Genomic DNA, 24,681 nt, shown 5'->3' with positions numbered 1-24,681 from the left:
GTGCCGCTGGGCTCGGGATCTCGATGCCGCTGTCGCCCTCTTCCACACACACGCACTGGAGATCTGATGAGTATCGCTGTCATCGGGCAGTCGCATCAGCGACTGTCCGCCGCCGCCTACCTCGCCACGCTCGGCGAGACGGTCGCCACCCCGTGCCTCGACAGAACCGAGCATGAAGTCGCCGTACTCTCGCACCCGTCAACGCTCGCAACCATCAGCCGACTGGAAAGCACCCCGGCGGACGAGGTGGAAGGCGTCCTCATCATCGATACGCCCGAGACGCTACCGACCACCGTTGACACCTGGGCGCCGATCCTCACGGATCGCGTGGTCGTGGTGGCCGCCTGCGGCCTCAGCGGTCCGATCCTCGTCGAGTCGCTGTGCCGGCGACACAACGTCCGGCCCGCCGTCGTCGCCGACGCGGCCGGCTATCCGGTCCTCGGGGAAATGCGGGGCTCCGTGATGACGATCCGCGCAGTCAAACGAGGACTTCTCGTCGGTGTGCCGGGACAGCCGGAACCCGGTGCGATCGATGTGCTGCGTCGAGTCGTGCCCGACGGGACGGCCACGGACCGCCTCCGGTCGTCCTTGTCCAACACCAACCCGCTGCTTCATCCGCCCATCGCCGTACTCAACGTGACGAACATCGAGCGCCGAATCGAGACCACCCTGTTTCGCGACGCGCTGACACCCGCCGTGACAGAACTCATCGACGCCGTCGACGACGAACGACTGCGCGTCCTTGACAAGCTCGGTCTCCCCGATGTTCCGGTTCTTGAACACTTCGTCACGTATTACGGAGACCAAGGGCTCACCGGTTCGAATCTGCGGGATGCGCTCTCGACGTTTCCCGCCTTCGCACACTCGCGACTGCCCGATCAGCTTCACTGCCGCTTCCTCGACCAGGACGTACGCCACGGTCTGGCCCCGATGGCCGCGCTCGGTGACCTGATCGGTGTCCCATGCCCGCGCACCCACGCAGTCGTCGAGATCGCATCGACGCTGCTGCGGCTCGACCTTCGCAAGAACGCGGCAGATCTGGCCCAGGCCGCGCTCGCCGACGTCGTGTAGCGCTCACACGTGTCGGCCTCGATCGTCCGTGACGATGGGCCGACGATGTCCAGCCGCCGCCGGCCGCTGCCCACCGCTGCCGGGGCGGCGCCCTCGCGCACACCGCGGCCGCCTGACCTGCCCGTCCGTCGAGCGGCGCGCATCGATGCGGTACCAGCGGGTACGTGGTGGGCCAGGCAGGTGTCCAGGAGAGACGACGTCGCCGGAACGGGAGGGTGTCATGTCACCCGAGGTGAGGATCCACACATGGTCGCTGGCCCCCTTCTCTCTCGCTGAGCGGCTGATCGAGGCGGTCCCGCGGATCCCGGTCCGCGACCTGAACACCTTGCGGCGGCACTTCCCCGGTCTCGGCCCCGAGGAGATCGCCGACCACCTGGTCACCGGTGCGATGCGGGCCACCGAGGCCGTCGGAGCGGGCGTCGGGTCTGCCGCGGCGTTGCCCACACCTCCGGCCATGCCCGCCGAACTGGCCGCGGGCATCCTCGGAACGGCGGCCGTCGAATTCAAGCTCATCGCCGAACTGCACGAGGTGTACGGGCTGCGGGCCCCTGGCACCGCACGACAGCGTGCCGCGCTGTATCTCGCGGAATGGACTGAGGGCCGCGGCCTGAACATCACGAAACCGGCCTCCGCCGTCGGTCTCATGCTCAGCGTCCGGGTACGAAGGGAACTGCGCCGACGGCTCTTGAGCCTCACCGTCCGCCGGATCCCCATGCTGACGCCGTTCATGGTCGGCGCGGCCATCGGCGCCTCACTGAACCGCTACGACACCCAAAGGCTCGCCCAGCGCATTCGCGCGGACCTGCGCGCCCGTCAAGTGCCCTGGGAGTCATTTCATTGATCGTGACCCGCACGGGTCCAAGACCGCCGACGTGACCTCGTGATATCGGGTACCACGCGGGCCGACCTGCGTCGGATGTGGGCGAGGACTTGCTGCACCGGATGTCCGAGTGCGTCTCCGATGGCGGCCGGTTCCTTGTCGCTGAACGAGGCACGCTCGGGGTTCCAGATGGTGATCTCGAATCGAGCAAAGCCACAGGGCCAGTCCTAGTCCAGGGCGTCCAGCGAGGTCGCGGCGCCGCGGCAGGGTGAAGTGGCTTTCGGCGGGCGGGTGTTGGGGAATGAGGCCGGGCGGGCGCGACGGTGGACACAACGGGGGCAGACGGCTGGATTCCTGGTCCACCCAAGTGTCCCTGTCCCCGTATCCTCATCCATGGCCAGTAGCACACCGTCCCCCACCCGGGTTGCGTGCTGGCGCGGGCGATACCCCCTGAACCTGCCCGAGCAGCCGGGTGACCTCCCCCGTTCACGGCCTTCAGGAGGATCACGGTGAAAGTTCGCACCCGAAGCGCAGCGGTCATCGGCGCCATCTGCCTCGTCGCTTCCCTCGCTTTGACGACGGCGTCCGCCGACGAGTCCGCCGGCCCGCGTCAGGCGGCGAGGGTCGTACTCACGGAAGTGGCCACGGCCCAGAATCCGTCCGCGGGCACCGCCGGCCCCGGTGGCACGGTCTGGTTGGCCGAACGTGCGGGCACCGTACGGGTCCTGGACGCCCATGGGCTCGGCGAGCCGGTCCTCGACATATCCGGCGACACCACCACCGACGGTGAACGCGGCCTGCTGGGCATCGCGTTCGACAAGAGGTTCGCGCACTTCTACATCTCGTACACGGACCTGGAAGGCACCGGCACCGTGGACGAGTTCGCCGTGCGGCACGGCAAGATCCGGCCGGAGACCCGCCGCACCGTCCTGACCCAGGCGCAGCCCTACTCGAACCACAACGGCGGCGACATCAAGGTCGGCCCCGACGGCTACCTCTACATCGCGTTCGGTGACGGAGGCTCAGGCGGTGACCCGCACGGCAACGGGCAGAACCTCGGCACGCTGCTCGGCAAGCTCCTGCGGATCGATCCGCGGGGCGGCAAGCCGTACGCGATCCCGCCGGACAACCCGTTCGTCGACGACGCGGACGCGAAGGGCGAGATCTGGGCGTACGGGCTGCGCAACCCATGGCGGTTCTCCTTCGACGCGGGCACCGGCGACCTGCTGATCGGCGATGTCGGCCAGAGCGACTGGGAGGAGATCGACTGGGCCCCCTCGGACAGCAGGGGCGGCGAGAACTACGGCTGGTCCCAGATGGAGGGCAGCCATCCCTTCCGCGGCGGCACCGAGCCCGCGAACCACGTGCCGCCCGTCTACGAGTACGACCGCAGCGGGCTGGGCTGCTCGGTGACCGGCGGATACGTCTATCGGGGCAGGGCGATCCCGCAGCTCAGGGGCCAGTACGTGTTCAGCGACTACTGCGACGGCACCCTGCGCTCCGTGCGGATCGAGAACGGCGAGGTGACCGCAGTGAGCGATCTGGGAGTCAACGGCGGCGAGGTCGTCTCGTTCGCGCAGGGCGGCAACGGCGAGCTGTACGTACTCGATCTGGGCGGCAGCGTCTCCCGCATCGACCCGGCGTGACGTGACGCCCCGGGTACGCAGGTCCGCGACCACCGCTCGGCCGATCGTTCCGCCGGCCCCGGTGACCGGGACCCGGCGCAGCGTGCCGGTGCTGACGGTGCCGCCAGACGGCCGTCGGGCCTGCGCACCTGCGCCGCCCGGCGTTCGAAGAGATGGACGGTGGCGGGGCGAGGGCAGAAGCATCGATTCGGCCGAGAGGGAAGCTCGATCTCACCACGGCTTCAACGCTCCGTTGGTTGTGGCGGCCGGGTCACACGTGACCGTTCTCGCTCTCGGAGCCGTGCGGCGTTCGCGTGTGCTCGATCACGTCGACGTGGTAGATGACGGACTGATCAGGGTGCAGTCGCGGCATGGCGACTCCCACCTGCTGCAGTGCCTGCCCCGACAGCACCGTCCCCGGGAACACCGTGCCGTCCTGGTCGCCCGGCCCCCACCACAGCGGAGGAATCAGGCCCGAGGGCGCCTGTGCCGGGAAGACGGGACGTATCCGGTAGACGCGCGCCGGGTCGAGGCCGCGGAGCCTGAGGCGGGCCGAAGGATCGGGGTAGGCGGTGTCCACAGCGGCGTGGGCGAAGATCGCGCGGGAGCGGTTCTCGCTGACGACACCCTGGGCGAAGACACGGGGGTCCGGGGTGTCGATGCGGACGAGCGTGCCGGCGAGCAGCAGGTGCCGTTCGCTCTTGTAGTACGCGATCCAGCGGCGCAGGGCGTCGAACTCCTCGTCGGTCGCCTGGGTGAGGTCCCACTCGATGCCCAGATGACCGAAGACGGCCGTCGCGGCCCGGAAGGCCAGGTCGTGGCGGCGACCGGTGGAGTGGGAACGTCCGGAGGCGATGTGTGAGCCCACGTATTCGGGCGGGAGCAGTTGTGCGGTCCAGCGCAGTATGGACTGGCGGTCGTGGGGGTCGATGTTGTCGGACGCCCAGACACGGTCGGTCCTTTCGAGGACCTCAAGGTCGACTCGCGCACCGCCGGAAGAGCAGGACTCGATCTCCAGTCCTGGGTGAGCGCGGCGGATGTCGTCGAGAAGTCGGTAGAAGGCGAGCGTCTGGGCGTGGACGGCCGGCCGGCCCTCGTCGTGCTGGGACCCCGCCTCGATGAGGTCGCGGTTGTGGTCCCACTTGATGCAGTCGATGGGGTACTCGTCCAGCAGGGCGAGAATCCGGGACCGGATGTGGGCGTACGCCTCAGGGATCGTGAGGTCGAGAACCTGCTGGTTCCGGGACGCCAGCGGCAAGCCGGCACGCGCGGACATGATCCAGTCAGGGTGCGCGCGGGCGAGATCGCTGTCCGGGTTGATCATCTCCGGTTCGAACCAGAGGCCGAACTGCATGCCGAGGTTGCGGACCGTGTCGACCAGAGGATGCAGGCCCTCGGGCCAGACCTCGGCGGAGACGACCCAGTCGCCAAGGCCCGAGGTGTCGTCCCGGCGCGAGCCGAACCAGCCGTCGTCGAGGACGTAGCGCTCGACACCGAGCGCCGCCGCGCGTTCGGCGAGGTCGACGAGACGGCCGAGATCGTGGTCGAAGTAGACCGCTTCCCAGACGTTGAGGGTCACCGGTCGCTCGGCCGAGACCTTCTCGGCGCGGCTGCGGACATGACGGTGGAATCGCTGGGCCACCGCGTCGAGCCCCACCCCGTAGGAGGCGTACAGCCAGGGGCTCCGGTAGCTCTCGCCCTGGGCGAGTCGTGTTTCGCCGGACCACAGAAGTTCACCGCCGCCGATCAACTGCTCGCCGGTGAAGACCTGTTCGGCAAAGTGGCGATGGTTGCCGCTCCAGGCGGTGTGTACGGCCCAGACCTCGCCGTCCCCGAATCCGAAGCCGGGTGTTCCGGCATGCAGGACGTAGGCGCTGTCCGCCCCGGTGCGGCCCCGGTGATTGTCGCGGACGTGGACGCCGGTGCGCAGTGGGGTGCGTTGCGGGACCCGCTCGTTGTTGTGCCCGCCGGCGAAGTCGAGGAGTTCCGTCGCCTGCGCGGGGATCGGCAGAGCGAGGAACAAGCCGTCCACACCGTACGGATCGGAGGCGAGGTTGGTCACGGAGGCTCGGGTCCGCAGCAATCCGCCCTCGCGCAGTTCCACGGTGAGACTCAGGCCCAGGCGGCCGGAGTCGTCGACCGCTGTGAGATCGAGGACGCCACCGGCGGCCTGGACGAATCCGGACACGGGCTCGTTGTCGAGGGTGAGAGTGCGCGTACGGAACAGGGGTGACCAGCCGCGTCCGGCGAAGGAACCGCGCAGGCCGGGCTGCCCTGTCCAGCCGCTGTGATGCTCTGGCAGGAGGGCCGGGCGCGGCGGCGCGGCAACGGCGTTCGAGGCGATCACCGGGACACTCGCGGTGATCAGTGCGCGTGCCATCTCCCCGTCCAGAACGGGGAGTTCGGCTCCCCAGTGCACGACGGCGGGCAGGCGCCCTTCGGTCAGGTCGAGAAGCACGGTCACGCCGGAGGCGGTCAGGGCGATGACGGCGTCGGGCCGGGAAACGGAGGAAGACATGGATGCCTCATGCTCGGAGTGTTGTCGAGGTGCTGTCGACGGGGGCGGAGCGAGCCGGTGCTCAGACCTACGGCGACGCGTACGCGCGGAGGGCCACGACGTGAGCGGAGGGAACCCCGTTGCGTCGCCGGTTCTTCGACACTCGGCTCAGCACCCTCCACTCTTGGTGGTGCAGGTTGATCAGGTCCTCGTTGACGTCGTCCTCGGCGATGACGTCGACGCGGCTCAGGGCCACCGGCTGCGGCCAGGACAGGGGCCTGTTGTTGATCAGGGCGACGGTGCGGCCGAGCCGGGCGGCGGCTGTCGCCGCGCAGACGCCGGCCAGGCCGCCTCCGACGACGGTGACGTCGGGTAGGGCGGTTTCGTTTCTCATGACGAATCAGCCTTCGGTTGTGGGTGCGGCGTGGTGGCAGCGCGCGCGGTCACCACGCAGCGCCGCTCGGCGGTCCCGCTCGTCCGGCATGCCGGACGGAGGCCGGCCCTCGCCGAGCCGCTCAGCGCGCGCGTACGGGACCGGTGGAAGCACGCGGAACCAGGCGGGAGCCGATCTCCACGCAGGGGCTCGGGCCGCTGCCGGTACGGCCGTTGATCGTGTCCAGGAGCAGTTCGACGGCCCGGGTGGCGAGTTCCTCGGGGTCGATCCGGATGGTGGTGAGGTGGGGCGAGGAGACCGAGGCGAGCAGTGTGTCGTCGATGCCGATGACGCTGACCTCGCCGGGAACCGCGATGCCGAGGCTCGCCAACTGGTGCAGCACGCCGAGCGCGACCAGGTCGTTGTGGGCGAGGACCGCCGTGACCTCGTGCGCGGCGACGAGCGTGGCCGCGTGCACACCGGTCTCGAACCGCGGCTGGTACGGGCCGAGTTCGACCACGGACATGCCGAGCGCATCGAACGACTGGTGGACGGACTTGCCGCGGTTCAGTTCGGGGCGGGCGGCGTTGATGAACGCACAGCGCCGGTGGCCATGGGCGCGCAGGTGCTCGGCAGCTTGGGAGACTCCGGCGGACAGGGAGATGCGCAGCTCGGGAATCCCCGGGACGCGACGGTTCACCGACACCACCGGCATCCGACCGGCGAGTTCGCGAAGCCGGTCCTCGGAGAGCATGGAGGCCCACAGCACCAGGCCGTCGACCCGCTTGGACACGGCGGCGATGGTCTCCAGCTCGTCGGCCTCCCGCTCGTCGGTGTCGGCGACGAGGACGGTGTGGCCGGTACGACGCGCACGCGCCTGCATCGCCTTGAAGATCGGCGGGAAGAAGGGATTGGCGATGTCCGGGACGATCAGGCCGAGCGTCCCGGTGCCGCCACCACGCAGCACGCGGGCCGCCGGGTTCGGTACGTAGCCGAGGGTGGCCGCCGCGTCGAGAACGCGCTGCCGGGTACGGGGCTGTACCTGCTCGGGCGCGGTGAAGGCGCGGGACACCGTGGAGATCGAGACACCGGCGGCGCTCGCCACCTCGCGGATCGTGACTGGCACGCAGGGCTCCTCGCCGCCTCACCGCGGCCGGAGGATCCCTCCGGACCGGCATGTGGTTGATGCGCAGGATCCTTGCGAACGTTTTCAGCAGTGTCAAGACGCCGTGTGTGCTCAACTACCCTGACACAGCCGGGGTATTCATGCACGATGGACATGCATGATGCCGCATACGCAGGGCCGTACAGAGAATCCCGGGAACGTTTTCATTGCGCTCAAGCCCACTGCCGACGAGCCTCGTGTCGGCCGTGATCACGGCCGACACGAGGCTCAGGCTCAGGGAGCGGTGGTCGCGCCCAGAATCAGCTCGCCCGGCACGGGCTGGGGCCCACCGGGGAGGGGCGCGGCCCCTGTCGCCGCCGCCACCAACGCCTCGACGGAGCACCGGCCGATCTCGCCGAGCCGCGGATCGACGGTCGTGAGGTGCTGCCGGCGCGGGTACTTCTCGCCGGGCCAGCCGTGCCCCTCCGCGTTGTCGTATCCGACGAGAGCGATGTCGTCCGGCACGCGAACACCGTGACGGGTGAGGACGGACTCGACGCCGAGAGCGATCGCGTCGTTGCCGCAGAAGATCGCGTCCAGCTCGCCGACGCGCGGCAAGAGGCGGCGTGCGGCCTCCTCGCCCCAGCCGCGGCTCCAGTCTCCACGCAGTGCCCGTCGGACCACCATCTGCGTGTCCCGCTCACGCAGGCGCTCGACAAAGCCCTTGTACCGTTGCTGTGCGGCCATCGAACCGCTGGTGGTGACATGGGCGAAGCGGCTTCGTCCCAGGTCGAGGAGGTGGTCGGCGACCATGCGTCCGGCGCCGACGCCGTCGGTGACGAAGCTGGTGTCCTTCCGGTTCGCCGAGATCGCGTAGGCGAATGCCACCGGCACCCGAAGGCCGCCCGTGGGCACGTCGAGCGGCTGCTCGGGGCCCTTGCCGAGGACGAGCAGCGCCTCGATCTGGCGCGAGCGCATACGCGCCGTGACGCGTTCCAGGGCCGAGGCGTCTCCGCTCGCGTCGTAGTGCAGCATCGCGATGTCGTGTGCGCCGAGGGCGAGTGAGGCGCCACCGAAGGTCGGCAACGCGAACGTCTCGGCGGCATCCTGAGTCAGGACGCCGAAGGTGCGACTGGTGCCGCGAGCGAAGAAGAGCGCCTGCGCGTTGGGCACGAAGTCCAGGTCACTGGCGGCCTTGAGGATCCGTTCCCGGGTCGCGGGTGACACCTTTCCCTGACCGTTGAGGACACGGGAAGCGGTCGAGTAGTGCACCCCCGCACGGGCCGCCACATCGTGCAATGTCACTGATGGGGCCATGGAACCACCGTGATTGTGGATGAGTGGACCACTGCTGCCGGCACAAACATCGGATGAGGTTACCACCGTGCGACGAGGTCTTGACAGTACGGGAGTGCGCGGCGCAGCATCCGTGGGGCAAACGTTTGCCCCTGCTTGAGCCGTTCATCTTCCCGTCAGGTCTCACATTTTGAGGACCAGTCATGAGGAGTTCCGTCCGCTCCACACGTCCGTCTCCGCCAAGAGCCGCGCGCCTCGCGGCCGCCCTCTGCACGGCCCTGACCGCCTCGGTCGTATACGTCATGACGCCGTTCGGCTCCGCCGAAGGCGCTCCGAGAGCCGAAGCGGCGACGCTGACGCTCAGTCAGACGACGACGGGCAACATCTTCGCGCCGTCCGTCCCCCGCACCATCGTGGCCGACACCACCGGCACATCGGTCCGCTGGACCCTCAGCGACATGGACGGTGTCACCGTCAGAACCGGCTCGGCCACCCCGTCGGACGGCGCCGCGACCATCACGATTCCCGCGAACGTTCCGAACGGGTGGTACTCGCTGAAGGCGACCGGCGCTTCCGGTGAGACGGCGTCGACCACACTGGCCACCGTGGCGGCACAGCCCTCGGGCACCGGACGCTTCGGCGTCGCGACGCACTACGCGTTCGGCCGCGACACCTCCACCCAGGCGCTCATCCTGCCCAGCGGGGCCACGACCGTACGGGACGAGGTGTTCTGGAGCAGAGCCGAAACCACGAAGGGCGTCCTGGACTGGACGGCCGCGCACACGTACCTCGATCCCCTCTTCGCCAAGGGCATCCGACCGCTGCTCATCGCCGATTACGGCAACAGTCTCTACGACGGCGGTCAGGGGCCGACCACGGACGCGGGACGTGCCGCGTTCGCGAAGTACGCGGCGGGCATGGCCAAGGAGTTCGGCTCGCACATCGCCGGTATCGAGGTCTGGAACGAGTGGGACGTGGGCACCGGCAACAACTCCACGAGGGATCCCGACCATTACGTCGCCCTGCTGAAGGCCGCGTCGGCCGCGATCAAGGCCGCGGATCCGTCGGTCCCGGTGCTCGGTCCTGCGGTGGCGAACCTCTCGACGTCCTGGCTGGAGACGACGTTCCAGAAGGGCGCCCTGGACTACGTCGACGCCGTCATCGCCCACCCCTACAACTGGCCTGCGTCAGCCGACGGGTTGGGAGCGCAGATCACAGCGGTGCAGTCGCTGGTACGCACGTACCACAACGGCGCCGACAAGCCTTTGTGGATCACCGAGGACGGCTGGCCCACCGGCAGCGACGTGCGTGCCGTGAGCGAGGCCGACCAAGCACGAAACACGGCCAAGGCGGCCGCCATCGCTACCTTCCACGACGTGGCGAAGTACTACGCCTACGACTTCATCGACGATGGTGACGACCCGTCAAACCCGGAGCACAACTTCGGGCTGATGCACAGCGGGACGAACGCGCTCGGCGCCCACACGCCGAAGCCGGCCTACGCCGCCTGGGCGACCGCGACACGCCAACTGGCGGGGGCGAAGCCTCTCGCGCCCGTCACCACGCCCAGCGGGGTCACGGACCTGCGCTTCCAGACCGCGGACGGTGGACGCGTCCAGGCGGTGTGGGCGGACAAGGCCACCACGTTGTCCTTCCCCGGCGCCACCGGGAACGTCGTGGTCACTGACCTGGGCGGTGCCTCTCGGGTGGTGAGTCCGGTCGACGGCAAGATCACCGTGCAGGCCGGAACCTCTCCCGTGTGGATCCGCGGAGCCCTTGGCGCGCCCACCCGGACCGCGGACAAGCTCGTTGTCGAACCGGCCGTCGCCGGCGAAACCGCGACGGCGCACTGGACGGTGCAGAACCCCGACACCGCCAAGGCTCACGAGTTCCGCCTCACGGTGGGCCGCGCATCAGCCGTCGCCCGTGTCGAGCCCGGAGCCAGCCGTGACGTCGACCTCTCCCTCCCGGCGCAGCCGACCCCGGCCGGCGTCGTCTACCGGGCGGCGGTCACGATGGACGGCAGACCGTTCCTGCGCCTGTCGTCCACCGGCACGGTACGGCCCCCCATCAGCGTCGACGGTACTCACGCCGTATCGGACGACGGCAAGCAGTCGCTGCGCCTGAGCGTGGCCAACGCCGCGTCCACGGCCGCCGAGATCAAGAGCGTGACCTGGCAGATCGGCAGCACCACGGGCTCCGGCCTGGAGGGCACCTCCGTGGCGGCGAAGGCAGCCGCCGTACTGACCGCACCACTGCCCGCTCTCACCTCGGACACCACATGGTCGGCCACCGCCACGATGAACGACGGCACGACATACCAAGCGAGCGGCACACTACGCCCGTTGGGCCGGGACGCCATCACCACCGTCCCGCGTACGAGCGTGGACGTCGACGGCACCGTCGACGCCGCCGTGAAGGCACAGCCCGGCATCGACCTTGACGCGGCCGAGTTCGTCCCCACCACGTCCGGCACCGCACGGCCGAGCGGGTTCGGCGGCAGGGCCTGGTACGACGCGGACGCCACCCACCTCTATGTGACGGCCGTCGTCTCCGACCCGGTCCACCACCAGACCAGCTCCGGCGCCGACATCTGGCAGGGCGACTCGCTGCAGGTCACGGTCGCCCGCGGCGGCCCCGGCGAGCAGACCACCTGGAACGAGCTAGGAGCCGCCCTCACCCCGTCCGGCCCCCAGCTCCACCGCTGGCTGGACCCGGCGGAGCCCGCCCGCACCTCGGTCGACGGAGCCGAGGTCGCCGTGTCCCGGGACGAGAACGCCCACACCACCACGTACGAGATCGCCCTGCCGTGGGCCTCGCTCGGCGGGCCCCAGGCATCCGACGGACTGTTCTCGTCGTCCCTCGTGGTCAACGACGCCGACGGCGCCACCCGGCTCGGCTGGGTCACCTGGGGCGGCGGCATCGCCGACGACAAGGACTCAGCCAAGTTCCACGCCCTGCACCCGCAGAGCCCCTGACCCCTCCACCCGCAGCGAACGGGCCGACGGGGCCCGCCGCCCCTGACGGCCACGGGCCCCGTCACCCGGCTCCTCGTCCCTCCCCGCGCCATCACCCCTACTCGACGACAACCACCTACGTATGGAGCACGACATGAACTCGCACCGGACAACGTCCGCCCGCGACCGGCGACTCGACGGCCCGACGGACTTGTCGCATCCGCAGGACGGCGAGGGCCACCCCGTGCAGCGCGGTTCCTTCGTCCGGGCCGTCGGGGTCGTGATGGCCTGCGCGCTCGTGGGTTCCCTGGCCGCTTGTTCCGCCGGCAGCGGCGACGGCAAGGTGAGCATCACGGTGCAGGGACTGCCGCCCAAGAGCGATCCCGCAAGCCGGAAGGCGTTCCTGGCCAGGGTCGCCGCGTTCGAGAAGGCGAACCCCGACATCACGATCAAGCCGACGGACGCGACATGGGACGCCCAGACGTTCGCCGCCAAACTGGCCGGCGGCAGCGCGGAAACCGTGTTCACGGCCCCGCTCACCGAGCCACAGGGACTGATCGCCCGACGCCAGGTCAAGGACCTGACCTCCGACCTCACGTCCTGGCCCCAGTACAGCCAGTACAACCCGAAGCTGCTGGCACCCACCAAGGACGCCGCCACCGGCAAGGTCTACGGCCTGACCGCGCCCGGCGCCGCGTACACGATGGGGCTCGTCTACAACCGCGCCCTGTTCGCCGAGGCCGGTCTTGACCCCGACAAGCCGCCCACGACGTGGGAGGAAGTCCGCCGGGCCGCGAAGGCCATCCATGACAGGACGGGCAAGGTCGGGTACGCCGAGACCACCACCACCAACACCGGCGGATGGCACCTCACGTCGTACACCTACTCGCGCGGCGGAACGATGGAGAAGAAGCAGGGCGACACGTACGTCCCGGCCTTCACCGGGAAGCCGACCAGGGACGCCCTCCAACTCCTGCACGACATGCGCTTCGTGGACAACTCGATGGGCAGCAACCAGCTGCAGAGCCAGATGGACGTCCAGCGCCGGTTCGCCGCCGGCGAGGTCGGCATGTACATCGACGGGCCGAACGCGGTCGGGCCGATCGTGCAGCAGTACGGCGGCAAGCTGAAGGACTTCGGAGCCGGAGCCATGCCGCAGGACGGCGGCAACGCCACCCAACTCGGCGGCTCGGTCGTCATGGTGACCGCCAAGGCCACCGCGGCTCAGACCACGGCAGCCGTCAAGTGGATCCTCGCCGAGTACGTGAAGGCCCAGTACGACCCCAAGGAGGCGGCGAAGCGCGACAAGCTGACCTCCGCCGACCCGAAGATCCTCATCGGGGTGCCGCACGTCGCAGCCTTCTCCGAAAAGGTGCAGCAGCAGGTCGTCGCGGCCCGAAAGCCCTACATCAACGTGCCGTTGGGCAACTTCCAGCCCTACGTCGACGGCAACTCCAAGCTCAAGCTGCTGACCGAGCCGCCGGTGGCGGCGCAGAAGGTGTACGCGGCTCTCGACCCGGTCGTCCAGGCCGTTCTCACCAAGAAGGACGCCGATCCGGCAGCGCTCCTTGACAAGGCCGCCCAGCAGGTGTCCTCGGACCTGGAGCGCGGGCAGTGAGTTCGCTCGACGTGCGCACCGGCCCGCCCGGCGGGTCGGTCCGCAAGACGGAGACCGCCACGTGTCACGCGCCGCCCCGCAAGGCACGCCGCCGGCTGCACAACGACCTGGTGGCCCTGGCGTTCCTGCTGCCCGCGCTCGTCTGCTTCGGCTACTTCGCCTGGTGGCCGCTGGTCCGCGGACTCGAACTGTCCTTCCAGCAGACCAACCTGGTCGATCCGGCGCAGTGGGTCGGACTGCGCAACTTCCAGCGCGTCCTCGACGACCCGCTGCTCGCGACGGCCGTGCAGAACACCCTGCTGTTCGCCGGGCTCGCCCTGGTCATCGGCTTCCCACTGCCGTTGCTGCTGGCCGTGCAGATGTCGACGGTGCGCCGTCTCGCCGGCCTCTACCGGTACCTCGTGTACCTGCCGGTCATCCTGCCGCCGGTGGTGGGCGTGCTGCTGTGGCAGATGTTCTACGAACCGGACCACGGACTGTTCAACAAGGTGCTGGGCCTTGTGGGCCTCGGCCCCTACCCGTGGCTGCAGTCGACGCACTCGGCCATGCTCAGCCTCGTCCTCGAATCGACCTGGGCCGGCATGGGATCGGCGACCCTCATCTACCTGGCCGCACTCACCCGCGTGCCGTCGGAGCTGTACGAAGCCGCCGAGACCGACGGCGCGCACATCTGGCGCCGGATCTGGCACATCGCGCTCCCGCACCTGCGCGGCACCGTGCTCCTCCTGCTGCTGATGCAACTCATCGGCACGCTCCAGGTGTTCGCCGAGCCGTACCTGATGACGGACGGCGGCCCCGAGAACGCCACCGTGACCGTGCTCCTCCTGATCTACCGCTATGCCTTCATCGACGGCGACTACGGCGCGGCCAGCGCCATGTCGCTGATGCTGGCGGCAGCGCTCTGCGTGCTGTCCGCCGTGTACCTGTGGTCCACCCGCCGCTGGAGCACTCCATGAGCCTGATCACCGAAGACGGCACGCGGCACACGTCCGAGCGGCCCGTCAGGAGCACCGAGCCGCTGAGCCGGCTGGTCTCGCCGCACGACCGGCGGCGGCCCGTGGTGGGGATCGGGCTGCGGACCACCGAGATCGTCGTCCTGTTCCTCCTGATCGCCTTCTGCGCCGGGCCGATCCTGTGGATGCTGAAGGCGGCGGTCTCCCCGTCGAGCGACATCGTGGCACATCCGCTGTCGCTGTGGCCCTCCGAGACCCGCTTCGGCAACCTGAGCGAGGCACTCAGTGGTCTGGAGATCGGCCGCTACCTGCTCAACAGCGTGTATCTCGCGGCAGGTTGCCTGGTCGTCCAGTTGACCGTGTCGACCAGCGCGGGCTTCGCGCTGTCGGTGCTCAAACCCCGCTACGGCAAGGTCATGTACGCCATGATCCTGGCCACCCTGCTGGTGCCGGCGACGGTCAGTCTCGTCCCGCTCTACCTCACGGCGCAGCACCTGCCCGGACTCGGCGTGAACCTGATCAACTCGTTCTGGGCGATCTGGCTGCCCGCCGGTGCCAACGCGTTCAACGTGCTGCTCGTCAAGCGCTTCTTCGACGGCATCCCGACCGAACTGTACGAAGCGGCACGGGTGGACGGCGCGGGACCGCTCACCCTGCTGTGGCGCATCGTGCTGCCGATGTCCCGACCCGTCCTGGCCGTCGTGTCGCTGTTCACACTCATCGCGTCGTGGAAGGAGTTCATCTGGCCGCTGATCGCCCTCACCGACCCGCAGAAGCAACCCATCGCCGTGGCATTGCCCACCATCGCCAAGACATCCGACCAGGGCCTGCTCATCGCCGGGCTCCTCCTGGCGAGCGTGCCGCCCCTGCTGCTGTTCGTCGTCTTCCAGCGGCAAGTGGTCAACGGAGTCGGCGGAGACACCGGTTCCAAGGGCTGAGCCCCGAACCGCAACCGAAGAGCCCGCGACGGACACCCCTGCGCGGGACCCGCACCTCACAGAACCTAGGACGCACATGACCGGGCACGATCCGAACCGCCTGCTGGACGCCACCGGCGCACTCCCGCAGGCGAGCCCACCGTGGACACACCGCGACCGCCTGCACATCACCCGAGTACGGGCGATCGTCACGGCCCCCGAGGGCCTACCCCTGGTGGTCGTGCGGGTGGACACCTCCGACGACGGCCTGTACGGGCTCGGCTGCGCCACCTTCACACAGCGCTACGAGGCCGTGGTCGCCGCGGTGGAGGGACATGTCGCACCCCTGGTGATCGGCCGTCACCCCGCCGACATCGAGGACATCACCAGGCTGGTGCACTACTCGTCGTACTGGCGCAACGGGCCGGTGCTGAACAACGCGCTCTCCGGTGTCGACCAGGCGCTGTGGGACATCGCCGGCAAGCGCGCCGGCCTGCCGGTGCACGAACTGCTCGGCGGGCGTGCCCGCGCGGCGATCGAGGTCTACACACACGCCGCGGCTCCCACGATCGAGGCCACCCTGGACCAGGCCGAGGAGTACATCGCACGCGGCTACCGCAACGTCCGCCTGCAGACGGGCCAGCCGGGCGTGGGCGCCTACGGAGCACCGGGCACGCCGGGCAGCTACCCCCGCTCGCCGTACCCCGACGGATGGGACGCCGAACGCTATGTGCGCAGCACACCCGCGCTGTTCGCCGCGGCCCGCGAGCGGCTGGGGCAGGACATCAACCTGATGCACGACGTGCACAGCCGCCTCACTCCCAAGCAGGCGGTGGTGCTGGCCAGGGCCCTTGAGCCGTACGGGCTCTCGTTCCTGGAGGACGTCATCGCGCCCGAGCACTACGACCGGCTCCCGGAGGTCCGCGCCGCCTCGCCGGTGCCGATCGCGGTGGGGGAGCAGATCGGATCGGTGGCCGACGCCGCCCGGCTGGTGAAGGACGGCGGCGTGGACCTGCTCCGGCTGCACACCTCCTCGATCGGTGGCCTGACCCCCACCCGCAAGGTCGTGGCGCTGGCCGAACTGTGCGGCGTACGGACCGCGTTCCACTCGCCCGGCGACATCTCCCCGGTCGGCGTCGCCGCGAACCTGGCCGTCGACATCTCCACCCCCGCCTTCGGGTTCCAGGAATCGCACGAGTACAACGACGCGACACACGAGGTCTTCGCGGGCACCCCGGTCGTGCACGACGGCTGTCTGAGCCCGTCCGAGGAGCCCGGCTGGGGTGTGGACCTGGACGAGAAGGCGGCGGCCCAGTACCCGCCGACCAAGTTCCTGCACGAGAAGTGGGCGGCGCGAGTCCGTCGTCCCGACGGCGGACTTGAGGCCCCGTGATGCGTGACGTCGCCGACAGCGAGGCACATCGGCCGCGACGGGTCCTGGTGACCGGCGCCGCCGGGATGGTCGGACGTGCCGTCACCGATCTGCTGCGTGCACGGGGAGTCGAGGCCACCGCGCTCGTGCTCGACGACCCCGGGGACCTGCCGGTGGACCGGGTGGTCACCGGAGACGCCGGAGATCCCGCCACCGTCCGCGCGGCCCTGGAGGGCGTGGAGGCCGTCATCCATCTCGCGGCCCGGCCCTCGCCGCACCACGGCACGCCGCTGGAGGTGTACCTCGGCAACACCCGGGCGACCTTCGTCGTGCTGGAGGAGGCCGGGAAGGCGGGGGTCAACAGGGCGATGATCGCCAGCAGTTACTCGATCCTCGGCATCCCCTGGGCTCCGACGAGGCTGCATCCCGCGTACTACCCGATCGACGAACGGACACCGGTACAGATCACCGACGCGTACGCGCTCTCGAAGCAGGCCGACGAGGGCACCGCGGAGATGATGGCCCGGCGGCACGGCATGGGCATCGTCGCCATCCGCTACCCCTTCGTCTCCGACGAGGCCCGACTGGCACAGCGGCTGAACGCGACCCTGAACGACCCGGGTGTGGCGGCCGCGGACTCCTGGGCCTACCTCGACGTGCACGACGCGGCCGAGGCCGCGTGGCATGCCGTCACCGAGCCGCTGACCGGCTTCCACGCCGTGTTCACCGCGGCCCCGGACATCCTCGCGCCCTACCCCACACAGGAACTGATCGCCGCCTACCACCCTGACACGCCGCTGCGTCGGCCGATCCCCGGACGTCGTACGCCGATCGACACCACGGCGGCGACCCGGCTCCTCGGCTTCACCCCACGGGCGATGACCGATCTCGACGAACGCCCCCTCGGGGCGGCCGCGGGCTGACGACGCCTGTTCCCCTCTCCCCGTAAAGATCAAGAGATCTGGAGACACCCGTTCCATGACCTCCCCCTTGAGGGTTCAGCTCTACTCGTTGCGTGACCCCCTCGCCGAGGGCCGCGGCGGCACCCTGGCCCGGCTCGCCGGGATCGGTCACCGAGGGGTGGAGGCCACCGGCCTCCACGACGATCCGGTCGGCCCGCGGAAGACCGGCTTCGCCGAGACCATGAAGGAGAACGCCTGTGTTTGTCGACATGCCTTTGCCGGAACTCCTGGCCTACCGGCCCGATCCCAGTGAGCCCGAGGACTTCGACGCGTTCTGGCAGCGCACGCTGGACGCGGCCCGCGCCGCCACCGCGCCGACGAGGTTCGAGCCGTACGACAGCGGCCTGCGGACGGTGGAGGTGTTCGACATGACCTTCAGCGGATTCGCCGGACAGCCGGTGCGCGGCTGGCTGTTGCTGCCCCGGAACACCGAGGGGCGGCTGCCGTGCGTCGTGCAGTACATCGGCTACAACGGTGGACGGGGTCTGCCGCACGAGTATCTGACCTGGTCGGCCGCCGGGTACGCGCATCTGGTGATGGACAACCGCGGGCAGGGCAGCGGGGGTTTCGCCCATGCGGTGACACCCGACCCGGATCCCTCGGGCGAACCGTCCACCCCTGGCTTTCTGACGCGCGGCGTCACCTCACCCAAGACGTACTACTACCGGCGGCTGTTCACCGACGCCGTGCGTGCGGTGGACGCGGCGCGGGAGCATCCGCGTGTCGACCCCGAGCGGATCGCGCTGCACGGCGGCAGTCAGGGCGGCGGTATCGCGATCGCGGCCGCCGGGCTCAGCGAGGGCATCGCGGCGGTGACCGCCGATGTGCCCTTCCTGTGCCACTTCCGGCGCGGAGTGGAGATCACCGACGGGAGCCCGTACAAGGAGATCGCCACCTACTGCCGTTCGCACCGGCTCAGTGAGGAGCAGGTGTTCAGCACGCTCGACTACTTCGACGGGGTCAATCTCGCGGCTCGTGCCACCGCGCCTGTGCTGTTCTCGGTGGCGCTCATGGACCCCGTCTGCCCTCCCTCCACGGTCTTCGCGGCGTATCACCGCTGGTCCGGAAAGGACAAGGAGATCAAGGTGTGGAAGTTCAACGGCCACGAGGGCGGAGGCGCCCATCAGACGGCTGAACAGATCAGCTTCCTGGCCACGACCCTGCTCTGACGGACGCGGTCGTCACCACCGGCTCCGCCCCGGGCGCGGAGCCGGCCCCCTTCCCTTTGTGCCGTCCCGCGAGAAGGCCGCCGCTGCCGGACGTGACGCGGCGCGCCGCGGGCCCCATCGAGAGGTTTCCCCATGACCGTGCAGGAGACGGACGTCCTCGTGGTGGGCGGTGGTCTCGGCGGTGTCGCCGCGGCGCTCGCCGTGGCGAGGCTCGGGCGTCGGGTCGTGCTGACGGAGGAGTCGCCATGGCTCGGCGGCCAGATCACATCACAGGCCGTGCCCCCCGACGAACATCCGTGGATCGAGCAGCAGGGTGCCACGCGCAGCTACCGACGCCTGCGGGAGAACATCCGCGCCTTCTACCGCCGCGCCTACGACCTCGACGAGGACGCCCGCACGGCCCCGCTGCTGAACCCGGGCGGGGGAGCGGTGAGCGCGATCTGCCACGAGCCCCGGGTGGGCGTCGCGGCCATCGAGGAACTGCTGGCGCCGTACCGGTCCGACGCCCAGGTGACCGTACGGGAACAGCACGCACCGGTGTCCGCGCAGACCGACGGGGACCGGGTGAGCGCCGTGACCCTGCGCTCCCGGGTGACCGGTGCCGAACTGACCGTGAGCGCCCCCTACGTCCTGGACGCGACGGAGCTGGGCGATCTCCTGGAACTCGCCGGCGTCGAACACGTCACCGGAGCGGAGAGCCGCGAGGAAACCGGAGAACCGCACGCACCGGACGGGCCGGCCAACCCGCTGGACCAGCAGTCCTTCACCTGGTGCTTCGCCATGGACTACCACCCGGACGAGGACCACACGATCGACCGACCGGCCGACTACGCCTTCTGGCGCGACTACCGACCGAACTGCTGGCCGGGCCCGTTGCTTTCCTGGCAGGACGTGCACCCGCGCACGCTCGCCCCACGCCATCAGGCGCTGTTCGAGCACGTGGACTCACCACGCGGCCATGCGGCACCCGACCGTTGGAACTACCGCCGCATCTTCAGCGCGGCCCACCACACACCCGGCCGCTACAAGAGCGACATCACCCTGGTCAACTGGCCCCAGGTCGACTACATGGCCGGGCCGTTGACCGGCGTCGACGAGGAGACCCGGCAGCGCCACCTGGCGGCTTCCCGGCAGCACAGCCTCTCCTTCCTGTACTGGATGCAGACCGAGGCACCACGGCTCGACGGCGGCACCGGCTACCGAGGTCTGCGGCCGCGCGATGACGTACTGGGCACGACCGACGGTCTCGCCCTGCGCCCCTACATCCGTGAATCACGCCGAATCCGGGCCGAGTTCACGGTCCTGGAACAGCACGTCGGCGTCGAGGCGCGCAAGAAGGCGGGGCTGCCCGCCGGTTCCGAGATCTTCGCCGATTCCGTCGGCGTCGGCTCGTACCGCATCGACCTGCATCCCAGCACCGGCGGTCCCGACGGGCCGGGCTCGTACATCGACATCGCCGACTACCCGTTCCAGATCCCGCTGGGTGCGCTGATACCCCAGCGCGTCGAGAACCTGCTGCCGGCCAACAAGAACATCGGGACGACACACATCACCAACGGCTGCTACCGGCTCCACCCCGTGGAGTGGACCATCGGCGAGGCCGCCGGGGCCCTGGCCGCGCACTGCCTCAACACCCGCACCACGCCCCGCGCGGTCCGCAATGATCCGGCGCGACGCGAAGCGTTCCAGCAGGTGCTCACCAGCACGCTGGGATTCCAACTCGGCTGGCCCGAACACATCAGGACCGCCGAACAGTGAACGCCGCGTGAGCTCGTGCGCACCGACGCCACCGGCGACCTCGTCGAACGCCGGCTGACACCTCGCCCACCACCTCGCCGGCGAACCGACCGCACCCCCTCCGTTCCTCCTTCACCTGAGACGTCATGGGAGAACCCGCAAGCCATGAGCGAGCCCCAATCCCCGATCGGAACAACCAGGTTCGGCGTCAACTACGTTCCGTCGCACGGCTGGTGGTACAGCTGGCTGGACTGGGAACCGTCCGCCGTCGCCGCCGACCTGCGCGCCATGGCCGGCCTGGGCATGGACCACATCCGCATCCACTGCCTGTGGCCGGTCTTCCAGCCCAACCCCGGACACATCAGTGCCACCGCGCTCACCCGCCTTCGCTCACTGCTGGAACTCGCGGACGAGTGCGGCCTCGACGTCAGTGTCACCGTCCTGAACGGGTGGCTCAGCGGCTTCTACTTCCGACCCGCCTGGCAGCACGAAGGCGTCAACCTGTTCACCGATCCCGAGGCCGTCACCGCGCAGCTCGATCTGCTGACCGCCATGGCCGAGCGGATCGCGGAGCACCCCCGGTTCCTCGGGTTCGACATCGCCAACGAACCCAATGTGCTGGCTCATTACCCCGGCAACGGCATCACCGCGGCCGAGGGAGACGCGTGGACCCGACGTCTGCTGGACCACTGCGAGGCCATCGCGCCGGGGCGGATGCACGTCGCGGGATTCGACCACGCGCCCTGGCTCACGGACTCCTCCCCGTTCAGCCGTGAGGTTCTGGCCCGGACCGGCAGCGTCACACCTGTGCACGCCTGGATCGAATTCACCGGAGCTCTCAAGCGTTACGGGTATCCGTCCACCGCCACACACCATCTCGGCGAATACCTCATCGAACTGGCCAAGGCGTTCCAGTGCGATCCCCACCGCCCTGTGTGGCTGCAGGAGTTCGGAGTGGCACCCCAGTGGATCCCCGAAGCCGCCGTCGTGGACTTCACCGAGTCGTTCACCGCCTCCGCCCTCAGCTGCGACCAGCTGTGGGGGGTCACCTGGTGGTGCTCCCATGACGTCGACCGGGGGCTCACCGGGTTCGCCGACCTGGAGTACGACCTTGGCCTGCTCACCGTCGACAACCAGGTCAAGCCCGCCGGGCGACGCCTGGCCACGCTCATCGCCCGCCATCGCGAGCAGCCGCCCACACCCGCCGCCCGCAGCACCGCGCTTGTGCTCGACGACACCCGAGCCCCCGACTGGGCTTTCGCCGAGCGTTTCTTCTCGCTCGTGGACGACGGCATACGTCCCGCGATTGTCCGCTCCAGCCATCAGGACGACCCCGCTCATCTCGCCGAGCGCGGCATCACCGAGATCCACGACTCCGGTGCGGTTTCGTGATCTGTCCAGTCGAACATCGCCCGCCGGCAAGCCGGGTCCATGCCATGGCCTGCGGCCCGGGACTACTGGTCGCAGCGATCAGCCGTTGTTGTCGATCCACGCCGACCACCTGGTGCAGCCTCCGTCCTGGCACAGCCTGAAGCGGACCTGACTGCCCCGTCCCCCCAGCTTGTTGAGGCTGGAGGATTCGTAATAGTCCTTGTTGCAGACACCCCAATTGTCGTAGGGCCATGGGTTCACGCATTCTCCGCTACGGTAGCTGTGCCAGACCCCGTTTTTGTCGACGAGCTGGTTCTCCCAGTCGACGGAGGGCCATCCCCCGGCGGATCCGTCATAGATAAACCACTGGTCGCCGTACTTGCGGAAGCATGCCCTGTTGTCGTCGAGATCTGTCGGGCCGCAGATCGTGCCCTGCGGAGCAGCCGGGCCGGCCGAATACCAAGCCGCGTATTCCGACCCCTCGTCATCGGCAGAGGCAGACGTGTTGGCCGTCAGTGTCATCGCGGAAGCTGCCACGAGAACGACTACCGCTTTCCTTGTTCCGAGCATGTGTACCAATCCTCCCGACACGGTGATCTCCCCCCGGTGCAGAAATCTCGCCGGGGCGGAAGTGGGGTGCTGTTCTTGCTTCGAAGATGCACAACAGACCTTGGCAAAACCTGGAAGGAAGCTCGAAACAGCTGACCGCACACCGCGGCTGCCCGTAGCAGGGGCTACGTCGCAGCACTGTGAAGTCCCACCGCCGGGGGCTTTCGCCCAAGGTCATGGAACGCGGCGCCGGTGTCCGCGACCGTGGCCAGGAAGGCGTCGGAGGACAGGCCGCGGCCCAGCAGGACGATCATGCCCTCGTGCAGGGAGCGGGTGGGGACATCGAGGTAGGTGCCGTCGACGGCGACGACCGCTTCCCACGTCCGGCATTCCCAGATCAGACCCCACTTACAGCCGCCGACCCGATGCCCAACTTCATGCCTTGTCTCAAAGGGGAGCGTGAACCACTGCAAGACGCGTGCACGGGGCGCACCTTCCATGGCACCGCAGGGCCTTGGGTTACTTGCTCAGCCAGAGATCGGGGCCGAACACCTCGTAGCGGATGGCGGCAGGGTGGAGACCTTGGGCGAGCAGCGCGCCGCGAACGGCCTGCATGAACGGCAGCGGGCCGCACAGATAGGCGGTCGTCTCGTCGGGCAAGGCGAGAGTGGTCATGTCCGCGCGGCCTTCACGCACCCGCACGCGGGGTTCCTTGATCTCTTCCGCGTCGGCTTCGTACCACAGGTGCATGGCCGAGTTGGGAAGCCGTTGGGCGAGTTCGGTGTGCTCCTCGCGGTGTGCGTGGTGGCTGGGAGAGCGGTCGGCGTGGACGACGGTGACGGGACGGTGGGGGGAGGAGTCGGCGAGGTGGTCCAGCATGGACAGCATGGGGGTTATGCCGATGCCGGCGGAGGCGAGAAGGAGCGGGCCGTCCCCTTGGGGGAGGACCAGGTCGCCGAAGGGCAGGGAGACATTCAGGATGTCGCCGGGGCGGGCGTGGGTGTGGAGCCGGCTGGAGACGGGGCTTGACCCCGGATCTTGGACACCCGAGAGACTTGGATCTTGAGTCCAGGAGAACGGATGTCCCGTGGTCATGAAGCACTATCCGCCGGAGTTCAAGGCGGACGCGGTCGCGTTGTACGAGTCGCGGCCGGAGGCGACGATCAGGTCGGTCGCCGCTGATCTGGGGGTGAACCCGGAGACGTTGCGGAACTGGGTCCGGGCGGCCGGAGCGAGCCGGCCGCGGGGACGCCGGGCGGAGGCGCCTGCCGAGCCGCCCACGCCGCTGGAGGCGGAGAACGCGGCCCTGCGCAAGAAGGTCCGCGAACTGGAGGAGGAACGCGAGATCCTGCGGAAGGCGGCCAAGTATTTCGCCGGGGAGACGCGCTGGTGAACCGCTTCCAGTTCGTCGCCGACCACCAGCGCCGCTATGGCGTGAAGCGGCTGTGCACCATCCTCGGCATCGCCCGCTCCAGCTTCTATTACTGGCGCCGCACCGCTGCGGACCGGTCCGCCCGGCAGGCGGCCGACGCCGCTCTCGCTGCACGGATACGGGCCGTGCACCGTGAGTCGGACGGCACCTACGGCGTCCCCAGGATCACCGCCGAGCTCCGCGACGACGGCGAGCGGATCAACCACAAGCGGATCACGCGGGTGATGCGGAGCATCGGCCTGGCAGGCGTGCGGCTGCGTCGCAGGCACCGCACCACGGTCGCGGACCCGGCCGCGGCGAAGGCCCCGGATCTGATCGGCCGCGACTTCACCGCGAACGAGCCGAACACGAAGTACGTCGGCGACATCACCTATCTCCCCGTGGACGGCGGGAAGTTCCTCTACCTGGCCACCGTCATCGACCTCGCCTCACGCCACCTCACCGGCTGGGCGATCGCGGATCACATGCGCACTGATCTCGTCATCGACGCCCTGGCCGCCGCCGAACGCACCCGCGGCAGCCTCGCCGGAGCGGTCATGCACACCGATCACGGCGCCCAGTACACCAGCCAGGCGTTCGCCGACGCCTGCCGCCAAGCCGGCGTCCGCCAGTCCATGAGCGCGATCGGCAGCTCGGCGGACAACGCACTCGCCGAGTCCTTCAACGCGACGTTCAAACGCGAGACGCTCCAGGATCGCAAGCAGTGGTCCAGCGAGCGCGAAGCCCGCCTCGAAGCGTTCCGCTGGCTGCACCGATACAACACCCGACGCCGTCACTCCCGCCTCGGATACCGCAGCCCGATCGCTTACGAGGCAGCGTCCGAAACAACATCAACTACGCTGGCACCAGCCGCATAA

20 protein-coding genes and 1 pseudogene are annotated in these 24,681 nt (G+C 69.3%); 14 read left to right on the top strand and 7 right to left on the bottom strand.

What is annotated here, in order from left to right:
* Window positions 1–66: 66 nt before the first annotated feature.
* From AC27LF_RS33645 to AC27LF_RS33635, 3 genes are all read left to right on the top strand, one after another.
* Window positions 67–1,071: an NAD/NADP octopine/nopaline dehydrogenase family protein gene (locus AC27LF_RS33645; protein WP_479663310.1), complete on the top strand. Its 1,005-nt coding sequence runs from the start codon at window positions 67–69 to the stop codon at window positions 1,069–1,071.
* 220 nt (window positions 1,072–1,291) lie between these two features.
* A complete protein-coding gene (locus AC27LF_RS33640; protein ID WP_479663311.1) occupies window positions 1,292–1,912 on the top strand; it encodes a hypothetical protein in 621 nt (206 codons plus the stop codon).
* A gap of 488 nt (window positions 1,913–2,400) precedes the next feature.
* Window positions 2,401–3,537, top strand: coding sequence for a PQQ-dependent sugar dehydrogenase (locus AC27LF_RS33635; protein ID WP_479663312.1), 1,137 nt, complete (start codon window positions 2,401–2,403; stop codon window positions 3,535–3,537).
* A 250-nt stretch (window positions 3,538–3,787) separates the two neighbouring features.
* Here AC27LF_RS33635 and AC27LF_RS33630 read toward each other — a convergent pair whose 3' ends face one another.
* From AC27LF_RS33630 to AC27LF_RS33615, 4 genes are all read right to left on the bottom strand, one after another.
* A complete protein-coding gene (locus tag AC27LF_RS33630; protein WP_479663313.1) occupies window positions 3,788–6,034 on the bottom strand; it encodes an alpha-galactosidase in 2,247 nt (748 codons plus the stop codon).
* A 67-nt stretch (window positions 6,035–6,101) separates the two neighbouring features.
* Window positions 6,102–6,407 carry an FAD-dependent oxidoreductase gene (locus AC27LF_RS33625; RefSeq protein WP_479663314.1) on the bottom strand — a complete coding sequence of 102 codons (306 nt, stop codon included), beginning with the start codon at window positions 6,405–6,407 and terminating at the stop codon, window positions 6,102–6,104.
* Window positions 6,408–6,528: 121 nt separating this feature from the next.
* Complete coding sequence (locus tag AC27LF_RS33620; RefSeq protein ID WP_479663315.1) at window positions 6,529–7,512, bottom strand: LacI family DNA-binding transcriptional regulator; 984 nt, start codon at window positions 7,510–7,512, stop codon at window positions 6,529–6,531.
* A 273-nt stretch (window positions 7,513–7,785) separates the two neighbouring features.
* Window positions 7,786–8,808: a LacI family DNA-binding transcriptional regulator gene (locus tag AC27LF_RS33615; RefSeq protein ID WP_479663316.1), complete on the bottom strand. Its 1,023-nt coding sequence runs from the start codon at window positions 8,806–8,808 to the stop codon at window positions 7,786–7,788.
* 182 nt (window positions 8,809–8,990) lie between these two features.
* Between AC27LF_RS33615 and AC27LF_RS33610 the strand changes: the two genes are divergently transcribed.
* From AC27LF_RS33610 to AC27LF_RS33565, 10 genes are all read left to right on the top strand, one after another.
* Window positions 8,991–11,765, top strand: a complete 2,775-nt coding sequence (locus tag AC27LF_RS33610; protein WP_479663317.1) for a sugar-binding protein — start codon at window positions 8,991–8,993, stop codon at window positions 11,763–11,765.
* Between the two features lie 133 nt (window positions 11,766–11,898).
* Window positions 11,899–13,362, top strand: a complete 1,464-nt coding sequence (locus AC27LF_RS33605) for an ABC transporter substrate-binding protein (RefSeq protein WP_479663318.1) — start codon at window positions 11,899–11,901, stop codon at window positions 13,360–13,362.
* Window positions 13,359–14,318, top strand: a complete 960-nt coding sequence (locus AC27LF_RS33600; protein ID WP_479663319.1) for a carbohydrate ABC transporter permease — start codon at window positions 13,359–13,361, stop codon at window positions 14,316–14,318. Before AC27LF_RS33605 ends, AC27LF_RS33600 begins: the two co-directional genes overlap by 4 nt.
* The gene (locus AC27LF_RS33595; protein WP_479663320.1) at window positions 14,315–15,253 is read left to right on the top strand and encodes a carbohydrate ABC transporter permease; all 939 of its coding nucleotides are present in this window, start codon (window positions 14,315–14,317) and stop codon (window positions 15,251–15,253) included. Before AC27LF_RS33600 ends, AC27LF_RS33595 begins: the two co-directional genes overlap by 4 nt.
* Window positions 15,254–15,329: 76 nt before the next feature.
* Window positions 15,330–16,625, top strand: a complete 1,296-nt coding sequence (locus AC27LF_RS33590; protein ID WP_479663321.1) for an enolase C-terminal domain-like protein — start codon at window positions 15,330–15,332, stop codon at window positions 16,623–16,625.
* Window positions 16,625–17,527 carry an NAD-dependent epimerase/dehydratase family protein gene (locus AC27LF_RS33585; RefSeq protein WP_479663322.1) on the top strand — a complete coding sequence of 301 codons (903 nt, stop codon included), beginning with the start codon at window positions 16,625–16,627 and terminating at the stop codon, window positions 17,525–17,527. The genes AC27LF_RS33590 and AC27LF_RS33585 overlap by 1 nt, the downstream gene beginning before the upstream one ends.
* 55 nt (window positions 17,528–17,582) lie before the next feature.
* The gene (locus AC27LF_RS33580; RefSeq protein ID WP_479663323.1) at window positions 17,583–17,819 is read left to right on the top strand and encodes a hypothetical protein; all 237 of its coding nucleotides are present in this window, start codon (window positions 17,583–17,585) and stop codon (window positions 17,817–17,819) included.
* Window positions 17,776–18,735, top strand: coding sequence for an acetylxylan esterase (locus AC27LF_RS33575; protein ID WP_479663324.1), 960 nt, complete (start codon window positions 17,776–17,778; stop codon window positions 18,733–18,735). Before AC27LF_RS33580 ends, AC27LF_RS33575 begins: the two co-directional genes overlap by 44 nt.
* A 132-nt stretch (window positions 18,736–18,867) precedes the next feature.
* Window positions 18,868–20,493, top strand: coding sequence for an FAD-dependent oxidoreductase (locus tag AC27LF_RS33570; RefSeq protein WP_479663325.1), 1,626 nt, complete (start codon window positions 18,868–18,870; stop codon window positions 20,491–20,493).
* A 144-nt stretch (window positions 20,494–20,637) separates the two neighbouring features.
* Window positions 20,638–21,864: a glycoside hydrolase 5 family protein gene (locus tag AC27LF_RS33565; RefSeq protein ID WP_479663326.1), complete on the top strand. Its 1,227-nt coding sequence runs from the start codon at window positions 20,638–20,640 to the stop codon at window positions 21,862–21,864.
* Between the two features lie 78 nt (window positions 21,865–21,942).
* Here AC27LF_RS33565 and AC27LF_RS33560 read toward each other — a convergent pair whose 3' ends face one another.
* The 3 genes and pseudogenes from AC27LF_RS33560 to AC27LF_RS33550 all read right to left on the bottom strand — a co-directional run.
* Entirely contained in the window at window positions 21,943–22,380 is a 438-nt protein-coding gene (locus AC27LF_RS33560) for a hypothetical protein (RefSeq protein ID WP_479663327.1), read from the bottom strand.
* Window positions 22,381–22,577: 197 nt separating this feature from the next.
* Window positions 22,578–22,865 carry a hypothetical protein gene (locus AC27LF_RS33555; RefSeq protein WP_479663328.1) on the bottom strand — a complete coding sequence of 96 codons (288 nt, stop codon included), beginning with the start codon at window positions 22,863–22,865 and terminating at the stop codon, window positions 22,578–22,580.
* A gap of 46 nt (window positions 22,866–22,911) precedes the next feature.
* A pseudogene (locus tag AC27LF_RS33550) lies at window positions 22,912–23,424 on the bottom strand (ferredoxin reductase domain-containing protein); the annotation flags it as partial.
* Window positions 23,425–23,479: 55 nt separating this feature from the next.
* Here AC27LF_RS33550 and AC27LF_RS33545 point away from each other — a divergent pair.
* A protein-coding gene (locus tag AC27LF_RS33545; RefSeq protein ID WP_479663329.1) for an IS3 family transposase occupies window positions 23,480–24,681 on the top strand; the annotation gives its coding sequence in 2 pieces (ribosomal slippage) (window positions 23,480–23,765 and window positions 23,765–24,681; 1,203 coding nt in all).

This window comes from Streptomyces diversicolor (genome assembly GCF_057537855.1).
Note: the sequence above shows the minus strand (reverse complement) of the source record. Positions and strands in the feature narration are given on the sequence as shown.

Excerpts from the sequence above, each read along its gene's own strand:
- AC27LF_RS33645 (WP_479663310.1), top strand. The coding sequence starts at position 67 with ATGAGTATCGCTGTCATCGGGCAGTCGCATCAGCGACTGTCCGCCGCC.
- AC27LF_RS33640 (WP_479663311.1), top strand. The coding sequence starts at position 1,292 with ATGTCACCCGAGGTGAGGATCCACACATGGTCGCTGGCCCCCTTCTCT.
- AC27LF_RS33630 (WP_479663313.1), bottom strand. The coding sequence starts at position 6,034 with ATGTCTTCCTCCGTTTCCCGGCCCGACGCCGTCATCGCCCTGACCGCC.
- AC27LF_RS33625 (WP_479663314.1), bottom strand. The coding sequence starts at position 6,407 with ATGAGAAACGAAACCGCCCTACCCGACGTCACCGTCGTCGGAGGCGGC.
- AC27LF_RS33615 (WP_479663316.1), bottom strand. The coding sequence starts at position 8,808 with ATGGCCCCATCAGTGACATTGCACGATGTGGCGGCCCGTGCGGGGGTG.
- AC27LF_RS33610 (WP_479663317.1), top strand. The coding sequence starts at position 8,991 with ATGAGGAGTTCCGTCCGCTCCACACGTCCGTCTCCGCCAAGAGCCGCG.
- AC27LF_RS33605 (WP_479663318.1), top strand. The coding sequence starts at position 11,899 with ATGAACTCGCACCGGACAACGTCCGCCCGCGACCGGCGACTCGACGGC.
- AC27LF_RS33595 (WP_479663320.1), top strand. The coding sequence starts at position 14,315 with ATGAGCCTGATCACCGAAGACGGCACGCGGCACACGTCCGAGCGGCCC.
- AC27LF_RS33590 (WP_479663321.1), top strand. The coding sequence starts at position 15,330 with ATGACCGGGCACGATCCGAACCGCCTGCTGGACGCCACCGGCGCACTC.
- AC27LF_RS33585 (WP_479663322.1), top strand. The coding sequence starts at position 16,625 with ATGCGTGACGTCGCCGACAGCGAGGCACATCGGCCGCGACGGGTCCTG.
- AC27LF_RS33580 (WP_479663323.1), top strand. The coding sequence starts at position 17,583 with ATGACCTCCCCCTTGAGGGTTCAGCTCTACTCGTTGCGTGACCCCCTC.
- AC27LF_RS33575 (WP_479663324.1), top strand. The coding sequence starts at position 17,776 with ATGCCTTTGCCGGAACTCCTGGCCTACCGGCCCGATCCCAGTGAGCCC.
- AC27LF_RS33570 (WP_479663325.1), top strand. The coding sequence starts at position 18,868 with ATGACCGTGCAGGAGACGGACGTCCTCGTGGTGGGCGGTGGTCTCGGC.
- AC27LF_RS33565 (WP_479663326.1), top strand. The coding sequence starts at position 20,638 with ATGAGCGAGCCCCAATCCCCGATCGGAACAACCAGGTTCGGCGTCAAC.